17 protein-coding genes and 1 riboswitch are annotated in these 21,419 nt (G+C 64.3%); of the genes, 10 read left to right on the forward strand and 7 right to left on the reverse strand.

Features of this window, described 5'->3' with window-relative positions; genetic code table 11:
* Positions 1-18: 18 nt before the first annotated feature.
* From BPSG_RS03305 to BPSG_RS03315, 3 genes are all read right to left on the reverse strand, one after another.
* The gene (locus BPSG_RS03305; RefSeq protein ID WP_026643308.1) at positions 19-807 is read right to left on the reverse strand and encodes a DUF4191 domain-containing protein; all 789 of its coding nucleotides are present in this window, start codon (positions 805-807) and stop codon (positions 19-21) included.
* Positions 808-895: 88 nt separating this feature from the next.
* Positions 896-2,371 carry a dihydrolipoyl dehydrogenase gene (lpdA, locus tag BPSG_RS03310; RefSeq protein ID WP_026643306.1) on the reverse strand — a complete coding sequence of 492 codons (1,476 nt, stop codon included), beginning with the start codon at positions 2,369-2,371 and terminating at the stop codon, positions 896-898.
* Positions 2,372-2,507: 136 nt separating this feature from the next.
* Positions 2,508-3,113 (reverse strand): DUF3043 domain-containing protein, encoded by a 606-nt coding sequence (locus BPSG_RS03315; protein ID WP_026643305.1) that lies wholly within the window; start codon positions 3,111-3,113, stop codon positions 2,508-2,510.
* Between the two features lie 100 nt (positions 3,114-3,213).
* On the opposite strand from BPSG_RS03315, the gene BPSG_RS03320 reads away from it, so the two are divergent.
* Positions 3,214-4,581 (forward strand): dipeptidase, encoded by a 1,368-nt coding sequence (locus BPSG_RS03320; RefSeq protein ID WP_026643304.1) that lies wholly within the window; start codon positions 3,214-3,216, stop codon positions 4,579-4,581.
* 323 nt (positions 4,582-4,904) lie between these two features.
* On the forward strand, positions 4,905-6,047 hold the full coding sequence (locus tag BPSG_RS03325; protein WP_026643303.1) for a sensor histidine kinase: 1,143 nt from the start codon (positions 4,905-4,907) through the stop codon (positions 6,045-6,047).
* 9 nt (positions 6,048-6,056) lie between these two features.
* Here the strand turns inward: BPSG_RS03325 and BPSG_RS08820 are convergent, their stop codons facing one another.
* Together BPSG_RS08820 and BPSG_RS03335 are read right to left on the reverse strand one after the other, a co-directional pair.
* Entirely contained in the window at positions 6,057-6,764 is a 708-nt protein-coding gene (locus tag BPSG_RS08820) for a hypothetical protein (RefSeq protein WP_236822929.1), read from the reverse strand.
* Positions 6,765-6,900: 136 nt separating this feature from the next.
* On the reverse strand, positions 6,901-7,536 hold the full coding sequence (locus BPSG_RS03335) for a LuxR C-terminal-related transcriptional regulator (RefSeq protein ID WP_160268207.1): 636 nt from the start codon (positions 7,534-7,536) through the stop codon (positions 6,901-6,903).
* A gap of 528 nt (positions 7,537-8,064) precedes the next feature.
* On the opposite strand from BPSG_RS03335, the gene BPSG_RS03340 reads away from it, so the two are divergent.
* The 5 genes from BPSG_RS03340 (at position 8,065) to BPSG_RS03360 (ending at position 14,133) form a co-directional block, all read left to right on the forward strand.
* A complete protein-coding gene (locus BPSG_RS03340; RefSeq protein ID WP_236822928.1) occupies positions 8,065-9,000 on the forward strand; it encodes a hypothetical protein in 936 nt (311 codons plus the stop codon).
* Between the two features lie 6 nt (positions 9,001-9,006).
* Positions 9,007-9,618 carry an ABC transporter ATP-binding protein gene (locus tag BPSG_RS03345; protein ID WP_033502085.1) on the forward strand — a complete coding sequence of 204 codons (612 nt, stop codon included), beginning with the start codon at positions 9,007-9,009 and terminating at the stop codon, positions 9,616-9,618.
* Positions 9,619-9,631: 13 nt separating this feature from the next.
* Positions 9,632-10,717 (forward strand): hypothetical protein, encoded by a 1,086-nt coding sequence (locus BPSG_RS03350; RefSeq protein WP_026643300.1) that lies wholly within the window; start codon positions 9,632-9,634, stop codon positions 10,715-10,717.
* Between the two features lie 52 nt (positions 10,718-10,769).
* Positions 10,770-10,884, forward strand: a riboswitch (TPP riboswitch).
* 58 nt (positions 10,885-10,942) lie between these two features.
* Positions 10,943-11,563, forward strand: a complete 621-nt coding sequence (locus tag BPSG_RS03355; protein WP_026643299.1) for an ECF transporter S component — start codon at positions 10,943-10,945, stop codon at positions 11,561-11,563.
* 74 nt (positions 11,564-11,637) lie between these two features.
* Complete coding sequence (locus BPSG_RS03360; RefSeq protein ID WP_026643298.1) at positions 11,638-14,133, forward strand: ATP-binding cassette domain-containing protein; 2,496 nt, start codon at positions 11,638-11,640, stop codon at positions 14,131-14,133.
* 1 nt (position 14,134) lies between these two features.
* Here the strand turns inward: BPSG_RS03360 and BPSG_RS03365 are convergent, their stop codons facing one another.
* Both BPSG_RS03365 and BPSG_RS03370 read right to left on the reverse strand, forming a co-directional pair.
* Complete coding sequence (locus tag BPSG_RS03365; protein WP_026643297.1) at positions 14,135-14,839, reverse strand: ABC transporter ATP-binding protein; 705 nt, start codon at positions 14,837-14,839, stop codon at positions 14,135-14,137.
* A 44-nt stretch (positions 14,840-14,883) separates the two neighbouring features.
* The gene (locus BPSG_RS03370) at positions 14,884-16,545 is read right to left on the reverse strand and encodes an ABC transporter permease (RefSeq protein WP_033502084.1); all 1,662 of its coding nucleotides are present in this window, start codon (positions 16,543-16,545) and stop codon (positions 14,884-14,886) included.
* Positions 16,546-16,785: 240 nt separating this feature from the next.
* Here BPSG_RS03370 and BPSG_RS03375 point away from each other — a divergent pair, with 240 nt between their 5' ends.
* The 3 genes from BPSG_RS03375 to pheT are packed head-to-tail and all read left to right on the forward strand — an operon-like array spanning position 16,786 to position 21,403.
* The gene (locus BPSG_RS03375) at positions 16,786-17,655 is read left to right on the forward strand and encodes a TrmH family RNA methyltransferase (RefSeq protein WP_026643295.1); all 870 of its coding nucleotides are present in this window, start codon (positions 16,786-16,788) and stop codon (positions 17,653-17,655) included.
* A gap of 40 nt (positions 17,656-17,695) precedes the next feature.
* On the forward strand, positions 17,696-18,787 hold the full coding sequence (gene pheS, locus BPSG_RS03380) for a phenylalanine--tRNA ligase subunit alpha (RefSeq protein ID WP_022857676.1): 1,092 nt from the start codon (positions 17,696-17,698) through the stop codon (positions 18,785-18,787).
* A gap of 6 nt (positions 18,788-18,793) precedes the next feature.
* Entirely contained in the window at positions 18,794-21,403 is a 2,610-nt protein-coding gene (gene pheT / locus BPSG_RS03385; protein ID WP_026643292.1) for a phenylalanine--tRNA ligase subunit beta, read from the forward strand.
* The last annotated feature ends 16 nt before the right edge of the window (positions 21,404-21,419 follow it).

A 21,419-nucleotide genomic window follows, 5' to 3' on the forward strand; every position in this document is an offset into this window, starting at 1 on the left:
ATGCTTGGGGCGCGTCTGTCAGCGGCCGCGCATGGCACGGCGGCTGACCTTCTGCGTGCGCATCGGGTCCATGCCCTTGGGGATGCCCATGCCGTTCTTGCGCTGCAGGGTGTGCAGGCGTTCGTTGAGCGTGGTCAGCTGGTCCTTGCTCATCATGAACCGTGTGCGCGGGCGCAGTTTGCGCATGAGCGCGTTCTTGTGCGTGCTGGGGATGTACGTGCGCTTCTTGATGATGGTCTGGCGCAGGTCCTTGAGGCGCACCTGCTTGGGGCCGGTGCCGACGCAGATGCGGTAGACCGGGATGTCCGAGCCGGCAGTCACGCCCTTGATCTGCTTCTCGAGACGGTCCATGGCACGCATGACACGGCCGTACTCGCCTTCACCGACCAGATAGATGCCTTGGTAGCCGGTGCCGCGCCACACGGCGTCCTTGGAACGGGGATCGACCCACACCGGTTCCTGCGGAAAATCGAATCCGGCGCGCTTCATGTTGCCAAGCACGCTGATCGCGGCGCCAGGATGTCCTTCGAGTTGCTTGAATCCCACCGCGTCGGCGCGGCGCGTCAGCACGATCGTGAACAGCAGCAGGCCGATCATGAGCGCGAGGATGATGGATGTGATCCACGCGAACCAACCCCAATGGAACACAAGGCCCAGCACCACGCACAGGATGACCGGCGCGATGAACGCGCCGCCGCACAGCCACGGCAACGCCTTGTCTTCTTTGTAGGTGAACGCGAAGATCTGCTTCAACTGGCTGAACATGCCGCGCTTCTTCTGCGCCGGCTGTGCTTCCTTCGATGCCATGGGCTGCCTCTCTATGTGCTCTACTGTGATGTCACGACGAACATACTGTATCAGTTGACGTGCCCGCCGCAAGGTGCGGTGGTGCGGTTCAGCGCGTATGCAGGGGGCGTCCGTCCGCTTTGAGCAGCGTCTCGCCGATCATCTCGCTGAACGTGGGGTGCGGGTGGATCGCGTTGGCGGCCTCGTGCAGCGGGATGTGGTTCGCCACGATCTGCTGCGCCTCGGCGATCAGGTCGCTCGCGTCGGGCGTCACGACGTGCACGCCCAGCACGGTCTGCGTGCCGTCGCCGTCGCGCAATGCGCCGGTGACGATGGAGAACGAGCTGCCCATGCCGCTCATGACCATGCGCGCGTTCGCCATGACCGGGAATATCGTCTCGTGTACGTCGGCGTACCGCTCGTCCGCCTGCGCCTCACGCAGCGTCAGGCCGACCGTCGCGAATTCCGGCGTGGAGAAGATCACGCTCGGCACCGTATGCTCGTCGACCGGCTGCGGGTCGAGGCCGCCGATCGATTCCGCAATCACCAATCCTTGGGCAAAGGCGCGGTGCGCGAGCAGTTGCCCGCGCGTCACATCGCCCACTGCCCACACATGGTCGAGATTGGTGCGCCCATACGCGTCGGTGGGAATCATGCCGTCGTCGTCCACCTGCAGCCCGCTGCTCGCGAACCACGGCGCCTGCGTGTTCGGCGTGCGGCCGATCGCGACGAGCGCGAGCTCGGAGGCGAACGTCTGCTCGCCGCCGTCGGCCGTGGTGTAGTGCACGACCGCGCCCAGGTTCTCGCCGGTGTCCACATGCGTGACCTGCGCGTTCGCGACGATCGTGATGCCGAGCCGCTTGAGTTCGCGGTTCAGAGCGAGCGCGGCGCGGCGGTCGCTGTGCGAGAGCACGTTGCCGTGGCGGATGAACAGCGTGACGTCGCAGCCCGCCGAACGCCACATCGACGCGAATTCGAGCGCGACGGCCCCCGATCCGATGATCGCGGCGCTGTGCGGGAACGTGTTGAGTTCGAGTGCGTGCGTCGAATCGATGACCGCGGCGCTGAACGGCGTGCCGGGCAGGGGGCGGGGGGAGGAGCCGGTGGCGATTACGACGTCGGTGGCCTGGATCTCCATGTGCTCGTCGACGTCTTCGAAACCGCCGTCCTCCGCATACCGCCTCACATGCGCGTTGTCGTCCGAGGGGTCGACATGCACGGTGCGGTCCGCGTCGAGCGATGCCTCGCCTTGGTAGACGGTGATCTTGCGGAACGCGACCAGGCCGCGCAGGCCCTGCGTCATCGTGGCCACGGTGTGTTCGCGGTAGTCGCGCAACTGGCCGAAGTCGATCTCCTCCAACGAGGTCACGATGCCCATCTGCGTGCCGTGGCGCATCGTGTCCAATGTGCGCGTGGCGGTGATGAGCGCCTTCGAGGGGATGCAGCCGCGGTTGAGGCATGTGCCGCCGAGCGTGGCGTCACGCTCGACCATGACGACGCTCTTGCCCAGTTGCGCCGCCCTCAATGCAGTGGCGTACCCGCCCGGGCCTGCGCCGATGATTGCGATATCGAACTGTTGTGCCATCGTGCTCCTTTGTGGGGTCGACCCGGACCCGAAAAACGGCCGGCTGCCCCTGATTGTAGTCGCGGTACAGGGTTCAAGAAAGGGCGGTCCGATCGCACACGATCGGACCGCCCTGAAGCGAATGGGTGCACAGGCTTTACTTCGGCCAGTGCCCGCGCTTCTTGTAGCGCGGTTTGGGAAGACGCCAGCGGCGCAGCTGGATCGCGCGGCTCCACGCATAGGAACCGGTGCGCATGCCTTTGGCTACGGACTGTTCGCCGTACTTGGCGATCAGGAGCTTCTTGAGTTTGCGCCACATCACCACCACGTCGATGACGATCGCGAACAGGTACACATACAGAACCGTCATCAGGATCAGTGTGACGACCGGGTTGGGGTAGACGGCGGTGAGGATCACCGACGCGATCAGGATGACGAGCGCGACCGGAATGAAGAACTCGCCGATGTTGAAACGCGCATCGATGTAATCGCGCGTATAGACGCGCCACGGCAGGCGCTCGGCCTTGGGCATGTGCTGCAGGTCGCCGGTGCGCATGGCTTCGTATTCGATGTTCTCGCGCTCGCGGATGCGGGCCTTGGCGCGCTTGCGCTGCTCCTTGCTGTCTTTGGGCACGAGCGGGCGGAGTTTCTGAGCCTGGGCCTCTTTGCGCTTAGGGGTGGGGCGGCCCTTGCCCGCCTGTTCGCTCTGCGCTTCAACCTTCTGTTCGGAAGCGGAATCCTTGTCTTGCTTCAACACTGCCATGGTTCGCAAGCGTACGGGAATCCGTAGACGCGCCCCAAGTCATTACAATGGCTCACGGACACAGATTCGAGACCGTCCTGATACAGGGAGGAACCAAGGCATGATCCTGACCGCAAAAGAAATACGCAACCGTGTGGACGCCGATTGGAATGGCATCCTCGACGTGGTGAAGCACCGCATCGCACTGAAGGCCATTTCCTCGCAGGGCATCGCCGGTGACCATATGCGGCGTTCCGCCGAGTACGTGGCGTCGCTGCTGCAGGAGGTGGGCGTGGACGCGCGGGCGGTCCAGGCCACGGGCGCGGATGGGCAGCCCGGCGCGTGGGAGGTCATCGGGGCGCTCGCCGTCGATCCCGAGGCGCCGACCGTGCTGCTGTACGCGCATCATGACGTGCAGCCGGTGCCCGATGCGGGCGAATGGGACACGGACCCCTTCACCGGCACGCAGGTGGGTGACCGCCTCTACGGCCGCGGGGCGTGCGATGACGCCGGTGGCATCGCCATCCACTACGGCGCCCTCAAAGCGCTGGGCGACGATCTGGGTGTGAACATCAAGGTGTTCATCGAAGGCGAGGAGGAGATGGGCAGCCCCAGCTTCATCCCGTTCATCCAGGAGCACCGTGACGAGTTCGCAGCCGATGTGATCATCGTGGCCGATTCAGGCAACTGGGCCCCGGACGTGCCGTCGCTGACCACGAGCCTGCGCGGCAATGCCACATGCGATGTGCACGTGAAGGTGCTGGACCATCCGGTGCACTCGGGCCAGTACGGCGGCCCGGTGCTCGACGCCAACACGCTCGCCGCGATGCTCATCGCCTCGATGTACAACAAGCATGGCGAACTCGCCATCCCCGGTCTGGACGGTGGGGAACCAATCGGCGGTCTGGACCGCGATATCGAGGAAGTGGACATGCGCGCCGACAGCGGTGTGGTCGATTCGTACCGGCTCGCAGGCACCGGCTCGCTCGCCTCACGCCTGTGGACCAAGCCGAGTGCCACGGTCATCGGCTTCGACGCGCACCCCGTGGACGGGTCGTTCAATGTGATCAGCCCCGAAACACGGTTCCGCATCAGCCTGCGCGTGGCCCCCACTCAGGAGCCGCACGCCGCGATGCAGGCAATGGTGACGTTCCTTGAATCGCATGCGCCTTTCGGCGCCGAGGTCCATGTCACGCCGCTCGACGAGGGCATGGGCTGGGCCATGGACCCGCAGTGCGAGGCCACCCGTGACGCCGAGGAGGCGCTGCGTGAGGCCTTTGGCGTCGATCCGGTGAACAAGGGCGAAGGTGGCTCCATCCCGTTCATCCCCGAACTGCAGCGCATCTTCCCCCATGCGCAAGTGCTCGTGACGGGCCCCGAAGACCCCCAGTCCAACGCGCACAGTCCCAACGAGTCCGTGAGTGTGTCCGGCCTGCGCAACGACGTGGTGGCGGAGGCGCTCCTGCTCGACAAACTCAACCACCGCTAAGATGGGATGATGCATCCAATAACCATGTGAGTACAGGAGGACATGCATCATGGGCATCTCATCATTCATTGTGACCATCGCGCTTGTGGCGACCACCGCCGTCGCACCGGCCGCTCCGGCCGACATGCGTTCAGTGGAACTGGGAGAGGGCGGCAATCCGTCCATGGTGGAATATTGTCCCGATTGGGCTCATAAGTTCGGGTTGTGCTAGGCGCCGCCTCTGGCTCGACCGAGGTAGGGGGAGAGCCCTTCCTGTAGATTGGGAGGGATTCTTTCCCCCCCCCTACCATGAGAAGGCAACGATATATTCTAGGTGGCAGACCATGAAACAGAAACTCATCGATGTTTTGAACCACATCCAGCATCCCTATCTTTTCCTGGTCATCGCGATGTTCTCGTGTATGCTGCAATTCGAGATATGGAGCTTTGACAAAGCCAACGGCGCCGCAATCATCACCGCCCTCGTCATCGTGCAGGCCCTGGCGGTCGTATGCTACTGGTTCCCCGTCCAGGCCGCGCTCGCCATCCTCGTGTTCAATGGCATAGGTGAATACGCCATTGCCGGGTATGGGGTGTTCACGTCGTACATGCTGCTCATGGCGTTGCTCATCCTGAGCTATAAACTGAGCAACCGTGGCGCCATCGCCGTGTATGTGGCCATGATCTGCTACACCATCCTCGAAGGTGTGCTGCGCCCTGAGTTCATGCCTGCGCAAACGGTGTTGGCATTTTGCGCCGGTTACACGCTCATCGCCGTTCTCGGACGCTTCTTCCGGTGGAACAGCGAACGCAACCGCAAGTATCGCCAGTTGTTGCGTGTGCAATCCGAACTGCGCATCCTGCGCCGCGACCAGATGCTCGCCGCGCACATCCACGACACCTTGTCGCAGAAACTCTCCGCCATCTCGATGATCGCCCAGTGCCAACACACTGCTGATGGCGAGGATGCGGATGCCTGGCGGCGGATCCTGGAATACAGCAGCGCCGCCCAGCTGGACATGCGCACACTGATCCGCCAATTGCACGACAGCGGCGAAAGCGAGGAACTTCAGTTCGATGCGTTCACACGGGACCTGCGTGCGGAAATTGACGAAGACGAACAATACCTGCGCGACAACGGCGTCCAAGGGCATACTGAGGTGCGCATCGATGAGCACGCGGCCACAACGCGCGTCCTCCAGACCTCGTCGGTCGCCTTGATGGTGGTGCATGAAATCTACACGAACATCTTCAAACACGCCGATTCCGCACAGCCATATGAGGTGGCCATCGCCATCAGTGCAGACGGCATCCGCATGGATGCGCGCAACACCATCGCCGCTGAGGGCCAAGTGGTGGAATATGGCGGCAGTGGGTTGCAGTCCCTCACCACCGTGATCCGTGAACTCGGTGGCACACTGGTTGGGTCAGCGGATGGGGTCCAATGGCGTACACGGGCGTTCATTCCGCTGCAGGAGGCTGAATAGGCCGCCCTGTCAGCCTAGTGGTTTCCATATCTCCAACCGGGGTTGGAGAAGTGTCGGTGCGGTTGTGGCCATGCAGGTGAGCGTGTCGCTGTCGTTGATGTCGAAGCTGAACCGGTCGAATGCGTGTTCGCTCGTATCATTCATATACAGGTCGGACTCCTTCCGGTATTGGTCGATCATGTAGTTCTGCGGCACCAGGTTCTTGCGGTGCAGGCAATCGACCAAAGCCACCTCGGGATCACCATAGAACTCAGGGTTACCGAGTTTCGTCCGGTACACTAAATCGATGGCGGCGACCCGCGCGTCTCGACATGCGTTGATGTCATCATTCAGTTTGCGGTTTTGCTCTTCCGTCAGACCTTCGCTTGAAACATATGCTGGTGCGAAGTAGATGCCGTTGATGAGGTTCTGCGGTGGCTTGGTGTACCCCTTATCTACCAAGCATTGCCTATAGGACTCCCATGCCGCGCTGTAGGAAGCATACGGAATCTCCCCATCGTGCTGCAACGCAGCACGTAGGACTTCTTTCTGTGACTCATCGTATTGGTCATCATCAAGCAACGAATCGATAAGGTCGGTCATTCCGCTTGCAAATTTTCCGGTATCAACTCCTGTCATGGCATTGTTGGATTCGGCTTCGCTCTTTGAACAAGACGACAGACTGACAACGGAAGCGATGATTGTGATTATTGACAGTACCTTGTGAATGCTTCTCATGATGCCCCCTCAAATGGTGACTTCTTCGTCGAACACAGTCTGGACATCTCACTGTACCCGTTTCTGGGAAGACATGTGGTTTCTGGGAAGACATGTGGCAAACCATGCGGTGTAGTCGGCAAAAGACTACACATCCTTATTCGCTCCGTCTGTTGCGCCATGCGATGATCGCCTCGACCTTTGTGTGCACGCCCAGTTTTGTATAGATGCGCTGTGCATAGGTTTTGATGGTGGATTCGGAGGTGTTGAGCCGTTTGACGATCCAGAGTGATGTCTTGCCCAGATCGATCCATGTCATGACTTCCTCTTCGCGCGGTGACAGCATGACCGTACGAATTGGATTCACCTGCTGTTCCTTGCTGAGGCGCCGGTGGGCTTCGGCTGCGCTTTCCGTGGAGAAACGCGCGTCGCGGGGTATTCGGCCTTCACAGAGCGCTATGGCGGCTTGGCAGATGGTCTGCGGTTTGTCCTTGGGCAGCAGGCATTGCGCCCCACCGTCCAGCATTGCGTCATGGAAGCGGGCGAGGATGAACGAAGTCACTCCCACGAGTACGATTTCGGCATCGTTGGCACGGATGCACCGGCAGACTTCGCTTCCGGTCATGCCTTCCAAGGAGGCGTCAACGATGAGCGCGTCCGGTGTGGTGGCTGGCGTCGAGCAGAGGGAGACTGCCCTGTTCCCGTCGGTCTCTTCCCAGATGACCTCGCTCTGCGGCAGACAGGTACGCATCACATACTGCAAGGCCCCCAAGACGAGGGCATCGTTGTCCACGATCCCGATTCTGATATGTTTTCCCCGATAGTGCATTATTCCCCCTTCTGAATATGCCCCATCATACCAATGGAGAAGGTGGTTTCAACGGCATATCAGCTCTCACAATCGGGTGGATGTCATATAGGTCCCATGCGCAATGCGTGAACCGTGTACGCGGATTGTGCGTGGAGCTTCTTGGCATACAAGGCACGCGAGTGATTCCTTACTGTCATCTAAAGACGACAACAACGCCCGTGGCATGGGGAATCCCGTGCGGTTCCCTATGCTGGGATGGTATTGGGCATACACACGGCGCGCATGCCGGTTGCGCCCGAGGGAGGCATACGCGAGACTGGATATGCACTGTGGCATACCATCAAAGCCGGGAGGGGACATGACGGGGAAACAGCAACGGAACGGCACACGCAGGGCCGCCCCTGTACTGACGTGGGTGTTACTCACGGCGGCCACCGTGGCCGCACTCACGGTGGGGCGTGCGCATTGTGGTTGCCGGACCGCGCGCCCTCGGTGTTGAGCGCCCCAAGCGTGGTGGAATCCGCGCCGGCCAGCGTGCAGGAGTACTCCGGCACGCAACAGGTGAACGTGGTGCCCACGGTCTCCGGCAACCGCGACTTGCTAGGCAACGCCAGCGGCACCGTGACCGAGAACTGGGCGAACGGCGAGCTGCGTTCCGGCACACGCGCCTATCAGGTCAACGACCGGAACATCGTGGCGCTGCACACGGCGACGCCCCTGTACCGCGACCTCAAGGTGGGAGACAGGGGAGAGGACGTCCGCTCGTTGAACGACGAGCTCGGCAGATTGGGGTATGACAGCGTGCCGCAATCCGCGGAATACAACTGGAACACCGGCAACGGGTGGCGGCAGCTCATGGTGGATGTGGGCAACTCGGACGGCGTTGCGCCAGAAGACATGGACATGCGTCTTTCGGACACCATGTGGATTCCCGAGGATGTGGTGAACGTACGGGACTGGACGGCGGTCCAAGGCAGCAATGTGCAGGCGGGAGCCGCATTGGGGATGGTGCCGGGCGGATTGGTGAAGCTCGCGATCCGCAACGGTTCCCCTTCCGACAAGGAACGCACACTGACGGTGTTCGGCGTTGCGGCGCCACTGCCCGCAGGCTCCACGGAGATCACCGATGCCGGTCTGCTCGCACAGATCGCCGCCACCGAAGGCTACCAAGGCAAGACGCCGGAGGAACGGGCCGCGGGCATGGACGCCCAGCTCACGCTGAACCAGGCCATACAAACACTGCGGGTGCCCGCCGGCGCCGTGTTCGGCACCGATGGGACCTCGGCATGCATTGCCACGGGCACGGCGCGATCGCCCAAGACGGTACCGGTGCGCATCATCACGAGCGAATTGGGCGCGTCGCTTGTGCAGCCTGAACATTTGGATGCCAAGGACGTGCATGATGTGCTAATCGGCCCCACGCTGGCCACATTGCGGTGCGGGTGATCGGCCATGCGGTTGGTAGTGCATGATCTGGCCCACCGGTTCCCCGGAACCGACCTGCTGTTCGAACATCTTGACATGACCGTGGACCCCGGGATGACGGTGGCGGTCTGCGGGCCGTCCGGATGTGGGAAGTCCACACTGCTGTCGATCCTGGCCGGTTGGGAAAAGCCCTATGCGGGCAGTGTGGAGCGCATTGGCATCGCCCGGACCGGCTGGGTGTTCCAGAACCCGGTGGGTGTGGCGCAACGGAGCGCGTTGGACCACGTGGTGTTCCCGCTGCTCGCCAAGGGGTTCAGCCGTGAGGAAGCGGAGCCACAGGCCTTGGAGGCGATGGGGCTGTTCGATCTTGACCATGCGACCGGCCGGCGGTTCAGTGAGCTGTCCGGAGGTGAGGCGCAACGGCTCATGCTGGCGAGGGCCGTGTGCTCACGACCCGACATGCTGCTTGTGGACGAGCCAACGGCCCAACTGGACACACGGACCGCGCATTCGGTGAGCCACGTGCTGGGCAACCTCGCCAACCAAGGCATGATTGTGCTGGTGGCCACCCATGATCCTGACACCAGGGACGCCTGCGACCATGTGGTCGATCTTGCACACTACGCGCCCAATGGATGAAAGGGGAGGGAACATGAGACTCAGGTCGATACTCTCCGAGGCGATGCGCAATGTGGGCGCCGGCAACGCGCACGCATTGGCGTTGTTCGTCGCCGTGCTGCTTGGTGGCATGCTGCTCGGGGGATACGAAGCCTATACGGTGGTGGCGATGGAACATGAGGCCATGGCACGTGTGCAGGCCATGGCCGACGTGGATACGGTGGTCGGCGGCACCGTGGACGGTGGTGCATGCGACCGGCTCGCCCAATCGTCAGGCGTTCCCATCGCGCAATCGGGCGCCGTGCGCACCGGTGAGGAGATCACGCCGTTGTCCACACCGAACAACGCCCTGCAATCATTCGAGGTCACACAAGGCATGCTGTCGCTCATCGCGTCGAACGGCGCCGTCGCCTCGCCGATCGACACGTCGGGGATCTGGGTGTCGACCGACGTGGCGCGTGACTTCGGGCTTACGGTCGGCTCAACGTTGGCCACGGACCATGGCAACGCCACCGTGGCGGGCGTCTACCCATGGCCCAACGATGGGCGTGACACCCGTTTCGCCTACGCGTTCCTTGTGCCACGCGCCGCCGTCCTAGGCGACTACAACGAATGCTGGATACGCCAATGGCCGCGTTCGGAACCGGCGAGCAACCTGCTGTACTCCACGCTGCGTGTGGGCAATGGGCAGAACCAGGCCGGTGTGGTCGCGCTCAACAAGGGTTTCGACGCGCACTACGACCCCTACGCCACCTACATGGCGCGCACCACCCGTTGGATCCCGTTCCTCGCGGCGCTTCTGGGCCTTGCCATCGGTGTGATCGCCGTGCGCATGCGCAGGCTCGAATACGCCGCGGCGCTGCATTCGGGGGAGTCAAAGCCGGCGCAATTGCTCGGCATATGCGTGGAGACGCTCGTATGGGCCGGATTGGCCACGGCGGGCTCATGCGCGCTCATCGCCGCCTACGGTGTGCGCATGGCCGTCGGGGACACCGCGTTGGTCATCGCGACCGCATGCCGTACCCCACTGGCGTTGCTGTGCGCCGTGGTGCTTGCAGCGCTCGCCAGTGGCCTGTGCGTGCGGCAGTCGCAATTGTTCCGCCTCTTCAAACGCCGGTGAACCGGACATATGGCCCGGGTTGTGACGCCGGTCCCCGGCCTGCCTTAGACTCGGTACTCGACACGGGGGCTGATGCGCATGGCGCATCGGCTGAGAGAGGCCCAGCCTCGACCGATTGAACGTGAATCCGGACAATGCCGGCGCACGGACGTCGAATTTCCCGTGCCTTATCGCCATGGGCGCCCACCGGCGTCCATATGGACAGGAAAGAGAAAGGCACTCATTATGTCTGCTTCGGTTGTGGAAGCAAAACCCGTTTTGAAATGGCGTGTGGTCGACATCGCCGTGGCTTCGGTCATCGGTGTCGCCTCAGCCCTCATCTACTGGGCCGTGGCGTTCTTCAGCGCCGCACCGTGGTCCGTGCTCGAAGCCGTGGTGCCCGGGCTCGCGGGCATCTTCAACGGCCTGTGGCTGTTCGCCGGGCCTTTGGCCGCCGTCATCGTGCGCAAACCGGGGGCTGCGCTCTATGCGGAAGTCGTCGCCGGCGTGCTTGAGGCGCTCATGGGCAACATGTGGGGTGGGGTCGAAACGTTCCTGATCGCGTTCGTGCAGGGCCTGTGCGCGGAAATCGCATTCGCCGTGTTCGCATACCGCAAATGGAACCTGCCGGTCATGATGTTCTCCGGTGCACTCAGCGGCTTGGGATGCTGGGCGTACTCGTTCTTCACCCATCTGCAGGCCATCGACCTCAATGGTTCCTACGGCATCGTCTACCTGATCACGACCGTGCTTTCGGGACTCGTCTTCGCTGGCATCGCCATGTGGTACCTCTACATCGGCATCGCCAAGACCGGCGCGCTCGACAACTTCGCCTCCGGCCGCATGGTGCGCAACCGCACCCGCTGAACCAACTCCGATGCCCCGGCCAAACGCGCCGGGGCATCGGCATATCCACCACCGCAAAGGAACACGCAGCACCCATGACCACTCCAGCACCCACGCCACATGCCGCTTCGATACAGTTCCGCGACTGGGGCTACCGGCATGCCTCGCGCAACCATTTCGCCGTGCGCAAGCTCAACCTCACGATCAATGCCGGCGAGCGCGTCCTGCTGCTGGGCGCTTCCGGCATCGGCAAATCCACGATCCTCGAAGGCGTGGCCGGCCTGCTCGGCGACGAATCCGCCGCACAGACCGCGGCGCAAGACACCGGCGTGCAGGTCGAAGACGCGGACGGCGGCGTCACCGAAGGCGAGATCCTCATCGGCGGCGTCGAAACACATGCCGCGCGCGGCGCCGTGGGACTCGTGCTGCAGGATCCGGAGGCGCAGGCCATCTTCCAGCGTCTCGGAGACAATGTGGCGTTCGGTCCGGAAAACCTCGACGTGCCACGCGAGCAGATCTGGCCGCGCGTCGACGCCGCACTCGACGCGGTGGGCATGGGCGGCCTGCAGCTCGACCGCTCGGTCATGCACCTGAGCGGCGGCCAGATGCAGCGGCTCGCCTTGGCCGGCGCGCTCGCGATGCAACCGCGCGTGCTGCTGCTCGACGAGCCGACCGCCAACCTCGACCCCGACGGCGTGGCGCAGATCGTCGGCGCCGTGGGTGATGTGCTGACGCGAACCGGTGCGACGATGATGCTCGTCGAGCACCGCGCCGACCGGTGGGTCGACATGATCGACCGCGTCGTCGTGCTCGGATTGGAAACCGAACACGACGCGCGCCAAGTGGAGCAGCGCGGGTTCGAAGAGGAGATCGACCGCAGCACGTTCCGCAACACCGTGGTCGTGGCCGACGGCACACCCGAAGCGGTGTTCACCGACCCCACACTCGACTTCGCGCAGCTCGGCATCTGGGTGCCCGAACGCTTCCGCCGCGCCGAAGACGAGATCACGCGCATCCGCACCGAGGACGAGCCCGCATACGAACCGGCCGACGGCACAGGCGAACCCGTGCTTACGACCGACGACCTGGCGATAGGCCGGGGCGGCAACGCCATCGCCGAGCACATCGACCTCGCATTCCGCCCCGGGCAGATCACCGCGCTCGTCGGTGCGAACGGTGCCGGCAAATCCACGCTGTCGCTCACCCTCGCCGGGCTCCTCGAACCCGTCACCGGACGCGTCGTCGCCGGCGCGGCGCTCGCCCCCGACGCACAGCACCTGTGGCCGGTCGACTGGACGTCACGCCAGCTCGCCTCACGGATCTCCTACGTCTTCCAGAACCCCGAACACCAGTTCGCCTGCTCGAGCGTGCTCGGCGAAGTCATGCTCGGCCCCACACGCACCGGCGTGGACGAGTCCACCGCCCGCGAGCACGGCATGGCACTGCTGCGCCGGTTCCACCTCGACCAATACGCGCAGATGAACCCCTACACACTGTCCGGCGGTGAGAAGCGGCGCCTGACCGTGGCCGCCGCGCTCGCCGCCGCACCGCGCGTGCTGATCCTCGACGAGCCGACCTTCGGGCAGGACCGGCGCACATGGATGCAGATCGTGCGCCTCATCCACTCCCTGCGCTCCGACGGCGTCAGCATCATCGTCGTCACGCACGACCGCGAGCTCGTCACCGCGCTCGGCGCGCGCGTCGTCGAACTCGTGCCGCACGACGCACACGGTGAATGGGTTGCGGCTCCGCAGTCCGCGCCCGCCGCGCACTCCACTGACATCGAGGTCAGCGCGGTCAACGAGCGCGAAGACACGATCAAACCGGCGAGCAGGTCACCCCTGCTCGCCTCGATCAACCCCGTCTACCGGTTGGGCGGCGCGTTCCTGGCGTCGCTGCCGCTGCTGCTGAGCCTCGACTGGGTCTCCGCGAGCGTGGCGCTCGGGCTCGAGGTGCTCATCCTCATGGCCATCGGGTTCACGCCGTGGCGCATCGTGCGCTCCACGTGGCCGATCTTCATCGGCGCGCCCGGATCCGCCTTGGCGGTGCTGCTGTACGGCAAATCAGGAGGCGGCACATGGTGGCACTGGGGGTGGATCACCATCACCGACCGTTCCGCCGAACTGGCGCTCGCCACGGCGTTGCGCATCCTCGCGATCGGCATTCCTGCGATCATCGCCGTGCTCGGCATCGACGCGACCGATCTGGCGGACGGGTTCAGCCAGCTGCTGCACCTGCCCGACCGGTTCGTGTACGGCGGGCTCGCCGGCATGCGTCTGTTCTCCGTGCTGCAGGACGACTGGGCCGCACTCACCGCGTCGCGCCGGTCGCGCGGACTGGGCGACGACAGCAAATTCAAGTCGTTCTTCCCGCAGGCCTTCGCGCTGCTCGTGCTGTCGATACGCCGTTCCACCACGCTCGCCGTGGCCATGCAGGCGCGCGGGTTCGGCTCCGACGAACCGCGCAGCCACGCGCGCGTCAGTGTCGTACGCGCGCGCGACCGCTGGTTCCTCGTGGTCTGCCTGCTTATTCCGGTGGCCGCGCTCACGGCCGCCCTATGCGCAGGCACATTCTCGTTCTTCGGCAACTGACCTACCGTTGCGCCGGGGCCAGCCGCAGCACCGCGTCGGACATCTCGGCGATCTGCGGGCTGTGCGTCACGATGATCACGCAACGGCCCTGCTGGTGCGCAAGGTCGAGGAAGATGCGCATGATATCGTCCTGCGTGGCCGGGTCAAGGTTGCCGGTCGGCTCGTCGGCGATGATCACCCGCGGGTCGTCGCTCAGCGCGCGGGCGATCGCCACGCGCTGCTGTTCGCCGCCCGACAGGTGCAGGATGCGCTCGTCCGCATACCGCTCGGGCAGATGCACCTGCTTGAGCAGGTCGAGCGCGATCTCGCGTTTGGGCCGGTCGAACCGTTTGCCCGAGGCGTCCATCGTGAGCATGATGTTCTCCAGCACGGTCAATCCGGGCAGCAGGTTGTAGCTTTGGAAGATCACGCCGATGTCACGGCTGCGGTACCGGTAGCGGTCGATCGACGCCAGGTCGCGTCCTTCGAAGAGCACGGCGCCGCCGGTCGGCGTCGTCAAACCGCTGATGAGCGAGAGCAGGGTGGTCTTGCCCGCGCCCGAAGGTCCGACGATCGAGGTGACCTGCCCTGCGGCGAAGTCGTGGCTGATATGGCTGATGACGTCGGGTCCGCCCTTGGCGTAGGCGTAGCTCACGTCGTCCAACGCGAGGATCGGGGTGGCGGTTGCGGATGTGTTCGATGATGGTGCGGAAGATGGTTGTGCCATGGTGACAATCCTTACTCGTGATGGTGGGTGTGGGTGGTGTGCGCTCAGGAGCGGTCGGCCAGAATCTGCAGGGGTTCGTAACGCATCACGAACACGGCGGCCACAAGCGAGGCGAGCAGGGTCAGGCCGATGCCGATGAGCAGCATCCAGCCGATTGTGGCCCAGTTCACTGTGGCGTTGACCTTGGAGACCATCTGCGTGGCATGTCCCCACTGCTGCGGGGCACCGTTGTCGTCCTTCGGCGCCTCCGACAGGCTTCCTTCGCCTGTGGTTGCGCCATCCTGCCCGACGCCGCTCGGCGGCTGCATGTCACGGCCAAACTGCGCACGCTGCTGTTGCTGCTGCGTGGCCTGCGCCTCGACCTGCGACGTGAGCAGCGAGTTCGACACGGGGACCGAGACGGCGGCGCCGACGCCGACGCCAAGCGCCAGGCCGATGGCGGTCACGGCGAGCAGTTCGATGGCGAACTGCGCGGCCACCTTCGCCTTCTTCACGCCGATCGCGGTGAGCACGCCGATCTCGTATTTGCGTTCGCGGATGTTGAAGATAGTGAGCACGACGAGCACGATAGCGCCGACGCACAGCACGACGATGAGCAGCGTCTTCGCGAATTTGGCCAGGTTGTTCAACGGCACGAGGCTCGCCTCGTACTGCTCCACGTCGGCGGACGAGACGGTGTATTCATCGCCCAGGCCATTCGCCTTGACGTCGGCGACGAACCGGTCGTATTGCGCCTTGCCGTCGAAGACATAGGTGTAGCTCAATTGCGCCGCCTGCGTCTCGCGGGTGTTGCCGCGTGCATCGGTGATCTCGATCGTCTTGCCACTGGTCAGGCCCAGCGCATCGAGCGTGGACACCGACGTATAGATCGCGTTCGCGGGGTCGCTCGCGGTGGAGGCCATGGGGCCTCCCATCGGCATCGTGTTCTCGGTGGTGTTGCTGTAGATGCCGACGATGGTGAACGTGTAGGTCTTGGTATCGTCGGTGATGTCGGCGACCTTGAACGTGTCTCCCACGGCCAGGTCGTTGGCGTCGGCGAGTGTCTTCGAGATGATCACATCGCCGTCATCGTCGGTGCCGTAGCCGAACACCTGGCCCGAATCCATCGTGAACGATCCGTTGGGGGCGTTCGCGATCGCCTCGTCCGACGAAAACCCGACAAGCGAGAAGTCCCCCGTCGTCATCATCATGCCGCCTTTGCCGCCGCCGGCGTCCGGCATGCCGCCCGCGCGGTCGTCGCCGGGGGACTGGGGCTGCTCTCCGGACTGGTTCTGCTCCGTGGTGGACTGGCTCTCTTGGCCGGTCATGGTGCCGTTGGAATCCACCGGTTCGACGCCGCCGTCCACGGCTGCTGCCGAAGCCGTCTCGGTGTAATACGACGATGCGACGCCGTACTCCGATTTGTCGTATTTCTGATAGTCGTCGAGGGTGAGCTGCTTGCTGGCCATCGACTCGCGCATGGCCTGCATGTCCGCGCCTCCGGACTGTGCGTCGCGCGTCTTGCCGATCATCACGCCGCGGTCGATCGAGATCTGCGCGCTGATCGTGGTGTCGTCCAAGGCCGATGTGCGTGCGCGTTCCGCCGCCTGCACGATCGCGAGCGCCACGGTCGCGGCCGCGGTGATGATGGCGACGATGATAATCATCAGCGCGTTGCGGCCTTTGTTGCACACCACATTGTGCAGTGCGTTCCTGACTATGAACATGGTCGGTTCCTTTGCGAATCAATCGATGGGTAGGGAAGGGCCTGCGGCCGGCCGGTGCATGGCGCGGCGCAGGGCATATGTCCGCAGCGTAATCAGCGTTGGTGTGATTGCGCTTTGACGCCGCTGCGATTCGGCTCGGTACTCAGTGGCCGCACGCTGAACGCTTGCTGGGAGTTCTCTGAAAACGGGTGGATGGCGGGGTGATGTGCGGTTGCCTCGCGCTGGCGGTAGGGTGGGCGTATGCCGATTGATGCAACTGTGATGACCAATGTGAAAGCGGAACGTGTACGCCGCACCGCCGACCTTGCCTCCCGCAAACACCGTGAACGCAGCGGAAGGTTCCTGATCGAAGGCCCTCAGGCGGTGCGCGAGGTACTCACCTGGCAGCCTGGCGCGGTGCGCGACCTCTATGTGGCCGTGGACGGCACCGAACCCGACGCCGGATTCGTCAACCCCACCGTCGCCTCGCTCGCGGGATTGGCCATGGGGGAGGGCATCTACGTGCACAAGGCCACGGCCGATGTGGTGGCGCATATCAGCCGTGACGCGCAAGGCGTGGCGGCCGTGGGCGACCTTGAGGCGTGCCGTGCGCAGCTCACCCAGGTGCCGTCCACACCGCATCCGTTCATCGCGGCGTTCTGGCAGGTGCGCGACCCCGGCAACGCGGGCACCGTCATCCGCAGCGCCGACGCCGCAGGCTGCGACGCCGTGGTCATGGTCGGCTCATGCGTGGACGTGTTCAATCCGAAGGTCATCCGCGCCACGACCGGATCGCTGTTCCACCTGCCGGTGCTCACGATGGACGAGGATGGGTTTTTCGCGTTCTGCGCCAACCATGCCACCACCGTCATGGCCGCCGACGTCTACGGCACGGAAGGCCGGCCGCCGGAAAGCCTGCCCGACGTGGTGCGCGAAGGCGACGCGCTCGACGGCTCGATCGCCGTGCTGTTCGGCAACGAGGCGCGCGGTCTTGAGCCCGGCCTGCTCGAACGGGCGGACATCATCACCTCGATCCCGATCTATGGCAAGGCCGAATCGCTCAACCTCGGCACAAGCGCCGCGGTGATGCTCATGACCTTGGCTATGTCGAGTCGTATTGAAAGAATGTGAAGTCGGTAAAACGTTGGAATGACGCGTTTTCGCGTCTCCGATGCATGTGACGGAAAGGTATCTCGTGGCACAAGGCACACAATTTGATGCCGATGCGGTGGCCAAAGCGGTTGCCGAAGGCATCGCCGCAATAGCACAGGCCTCCAGCATGGAGGAGCTCAAGGCGATCAAGACGCAATACGCCGGCGCCCAGTCCGCAATGACGATGGCCAGCAAGGCCATCGGCTCGCTCGACAAGGACCAGAAGAAAGAGGCCGGCAAGCTCATGGGCAAGCTGCGCGCCGACTTCGGCCGCGCCTACGGCACGAAGGAAGCCGAGGTGAAGGCCCAGGAGGAAGCCCGCGAACTGGCCGCCGAAACCGTGGACATGACGCTGCCGGTGCGCCGCAATCCGCTCGGCGCGCGCCACCCGCTGCCCAAGCTCATGGAAGACGTCGAGGACTTCTTCGTCGGCATGGGCTGGCAGATCTCCGACGGCCCCGAGGTGGAAACCGAATGGTTCGACTTCGACGCGCTGAACTTCGGCCCCGACCACCCGGCACGTCAGATGCAGGACACGTTCTATGTCAAGGGCAACCAGGCCAAGGACGCAGCCGGGTTCGTGGGCTCCAACATGGTGCTGCGCACGCAGACCTCATCGGACCAGGTCCGCGGGCTCATCGCCCATGGTGTGCCGCTGTACATCGCGTGCCCCGGCCGTGTGTTCCGCACCGACGAGCTCGACGCGACCCACACGCCGGTCTTCCATCAGGTCGAGGCGCTCGCCGTGGACAAGGGCCTGACGATGGCCGACCTTAAGGGCGTGCTCGACAAGCTCGCCGTGGCCATGTTCGGCCCCGAGGCCAAGAGCCGCCTGCGCCCCAGCTACTTCCCGTTCACCGAGCCGAGCGCCGAACTCGACCTGTGGTTCCCCGACAAGAAGGGCGGCCCCGGTTGGATCGAATGGGGCGGCTGCGGCATGGTCAACCCGAATGTGCTGCGTTCCGCCGGCATCGACCCGGATGTGTACACCGGCTTCGCGTTCGGCGTGGGCGTCGAGCGCACGCTGCTGCTGCGCCACGATATCAACGACATGCACGACCTGGTCGAAGGCGACGTGCGATTCAGCGAACAGTTTGTGATGGGGGAGTGATTCGAGATGCCCATGGTAGATATTGATTGGCTGCGCGACCACGTGGAGGTGCCCAAGGGGCTCACGTACGAGCAGCTCGCGAAGGACCTCGTGCGCGTCGGCCTCGAAGAGGAGGAGATCCACCAGTCGCAGGTCACCGGCCCGATCGTGGTGGGCTATGTCGTTGACGCCACGCCCGAACCGCAGAAGAACGGCAAGGTCATCAACTGGTGCCATGTGGACGTGGGCGACGAATACAACAGCGTCGATGATCAAGGTAACAAGGTGCCGCGCGGCATCATCTGCGGCGCGCCGAACATGAAGGCCGGCGAGAAGGTCGTCGTCACCCTGCCCGGCGCCGTGCTGCCCGGCGACTTCCGCATCGAACCGCGCAAGACCTACGGCCACATCTCCGACGGCATGTGCGCCTCGGAGCGTGAGCTCGGCCTCGGCGACAGCCACGACGGCATCATCCTGCTGCGTGACTACGGCTTCACCCCCGAGGAATACGAGGCGCTCAAACCGGGCGACGACGCGATGCACCTGCTGCACCTCGACCAGCCGATCCTCGAGATCAATGTGACGCCGGACCGTGGTTATGCGTTCTCCTACCGCGGCATCGCGCGCGAATTCCACAATTCCACCGGCGCCGAGTTCACCGACCCGGTCGGCGAACTCAATGCGCATGTGCCACAGATCGAAGAACAGGCCGCGGACACGACGCATGACATCGACGTGATCATCGACGACGAGAACCCGATCCACGGCGTCGTCGGCTGCGACCGGTTCTACACGCGCGCCGTACATGGCTACGACGCCACAAGCAAAACGCCGAACTGGATGCGCCGCCGCCTGACGCGCGCCGGCATGCGTTCGCTGACGCTGCCGGTCGACGTGACGAACTACGTCATGCTCGATCTGGGCCAGCCGATGCACGCCTACGACCTCGACAAGATCGAAGGGCCGATCGTCGTGCGCCGTGCGCGCGCTGGCGAAACGCTCACCACGCTCGACGGCAAGGACCACGACCTCGACCCCGAGGACCTGCTCATCACCGATTCACCCAACGGCGAGCAGGGGTCGCGCATCCTTGGCATCGCCGGCGTCATGGGCGGTGAATACGGCGAGGTCACGAGCGAGACGACGAACATCCTGCTCGAAGCCGCGCACTTCGACCCCATCTCCGTGGCACGCTCCTCGCGCCGCCACAAGATCCCCTCGGAAGCCGCGCGCCGTTTTGAACGCGGTGTGGACGACCAGATCCAGCCGGCCGCCGCGCAGATGGCGTGCGACCTGCTCGAGGCCTACGGGTCGGCGACCGCCTCGCAATCGCCGCGCGACGTGAACAACACCAAGCGCCGCCAGCCGATCGTGTTCAAGGCGAGCGAGGTCAAGCGCATCGCGGGCCTTGATTTGGACCTCAACGACATCAGCGCGATCCTGACCGACATCGGCTGCACCGCCGCTGGTGGCGGCAACGGTGAATTCTCCGTCGTGCCGCCGTCGTGGCGCCCGGACCTGAACGAGCCATGCGACCTGGTCGAAGAGGTCGCGCGCATCTACGGCTACGACAAGATCCCCGTGCATGTGCCGCACGCGCCGGTGGAAGGCCATGTGGGCCTCACCTCCGACCAGCTGCACAAGCGCCAGGTGGCCGACGAGCTCGCCGAGTACGGCATGGTGGAAACACTGAGCTACCCGTTTGTGGGGCCTGCCGACTACAAGGCGTTCATGATCGATCCCGATGCGGTGGAGCCGGTGAGCGTGGAGATCGTCAACCCGCTCGCCGACGACCGTCCGTATCTGCGCCGTCAGATCCTGCTTACGCTGGCACAGACGGTGCAGCGCAACATCCGCCGCGGTCTTGACAACGTGGCCTGCTACGAGCTCGGCCACGTGTATCTCGCCTCGCCGGACGCGCCTGCGATCCCGGCGCTGCCCGGCGGCGTGCGCCCCACGCCCGAACAGCTTGCCGCGCTTGACGCCGGCCTGCCTGACCAGCCGCTGCATGTGGCCGGCATGATGACCGGTCTGGCCGAAGACGACGGCTGGCTTGGCGACCGCCGCGCCGTCGACTGGAGCGACGCCGTCGAAGCGGTGCGCCGCATCGCCGCGCGCCTCGGCGCCGATGTGACCTTTGACCAGCCCGCCGCGCAGGATGTGCCTGCGCAATGGCACCCCGGCCGCAGCGCCCATGTGGTGGCCGGCGGCAAGCGCGTCGGCTTCGTCGGAGAGTTGCACCCCAAGGTCGACGACGCGCTCGGCATGCCGCACCACACCGCCGCCTTCGAACTCGACCTGACCGCGCTATTCGGCACCCTGAGCAACAAACCGGTGCAGGCCAAGCCGATCTCCACATTCCCGCCGGTCAAGCAGGACCTCGCGTTCACGGTGCCCGACACGGTGAGTGCGCATGATCTCGGCGAAGCGATCCGTGACGCCGCCGGCGACATGCTCGAGTCCATCGAACTGTTCGACGTGTATACGGGCGACCAGGTGGGCGAAGGCAAGAAGTCCCTCGCGTATGCGGTCACGTTCCGCGCGCCGGACCGCACCCTCACTTCCGAAGACAGCGAGGAGATCCGCCAGCGCATCGTCGACAAGGCATCCGAACTCGGTGCGCAACTGCGCGCCTAGTGCACACCAACCACCA

It is taken from the genome of Bifidobacterium pseudolongum subsp. globosum (genome assembly GCF_000741295.1).
GTDB lineage: Bacteria > Actinomycetota > Actinomycetes > Actinomycetales > Bifidobacteriaceae > Bifidobacterium > Bifidobacterium globosum.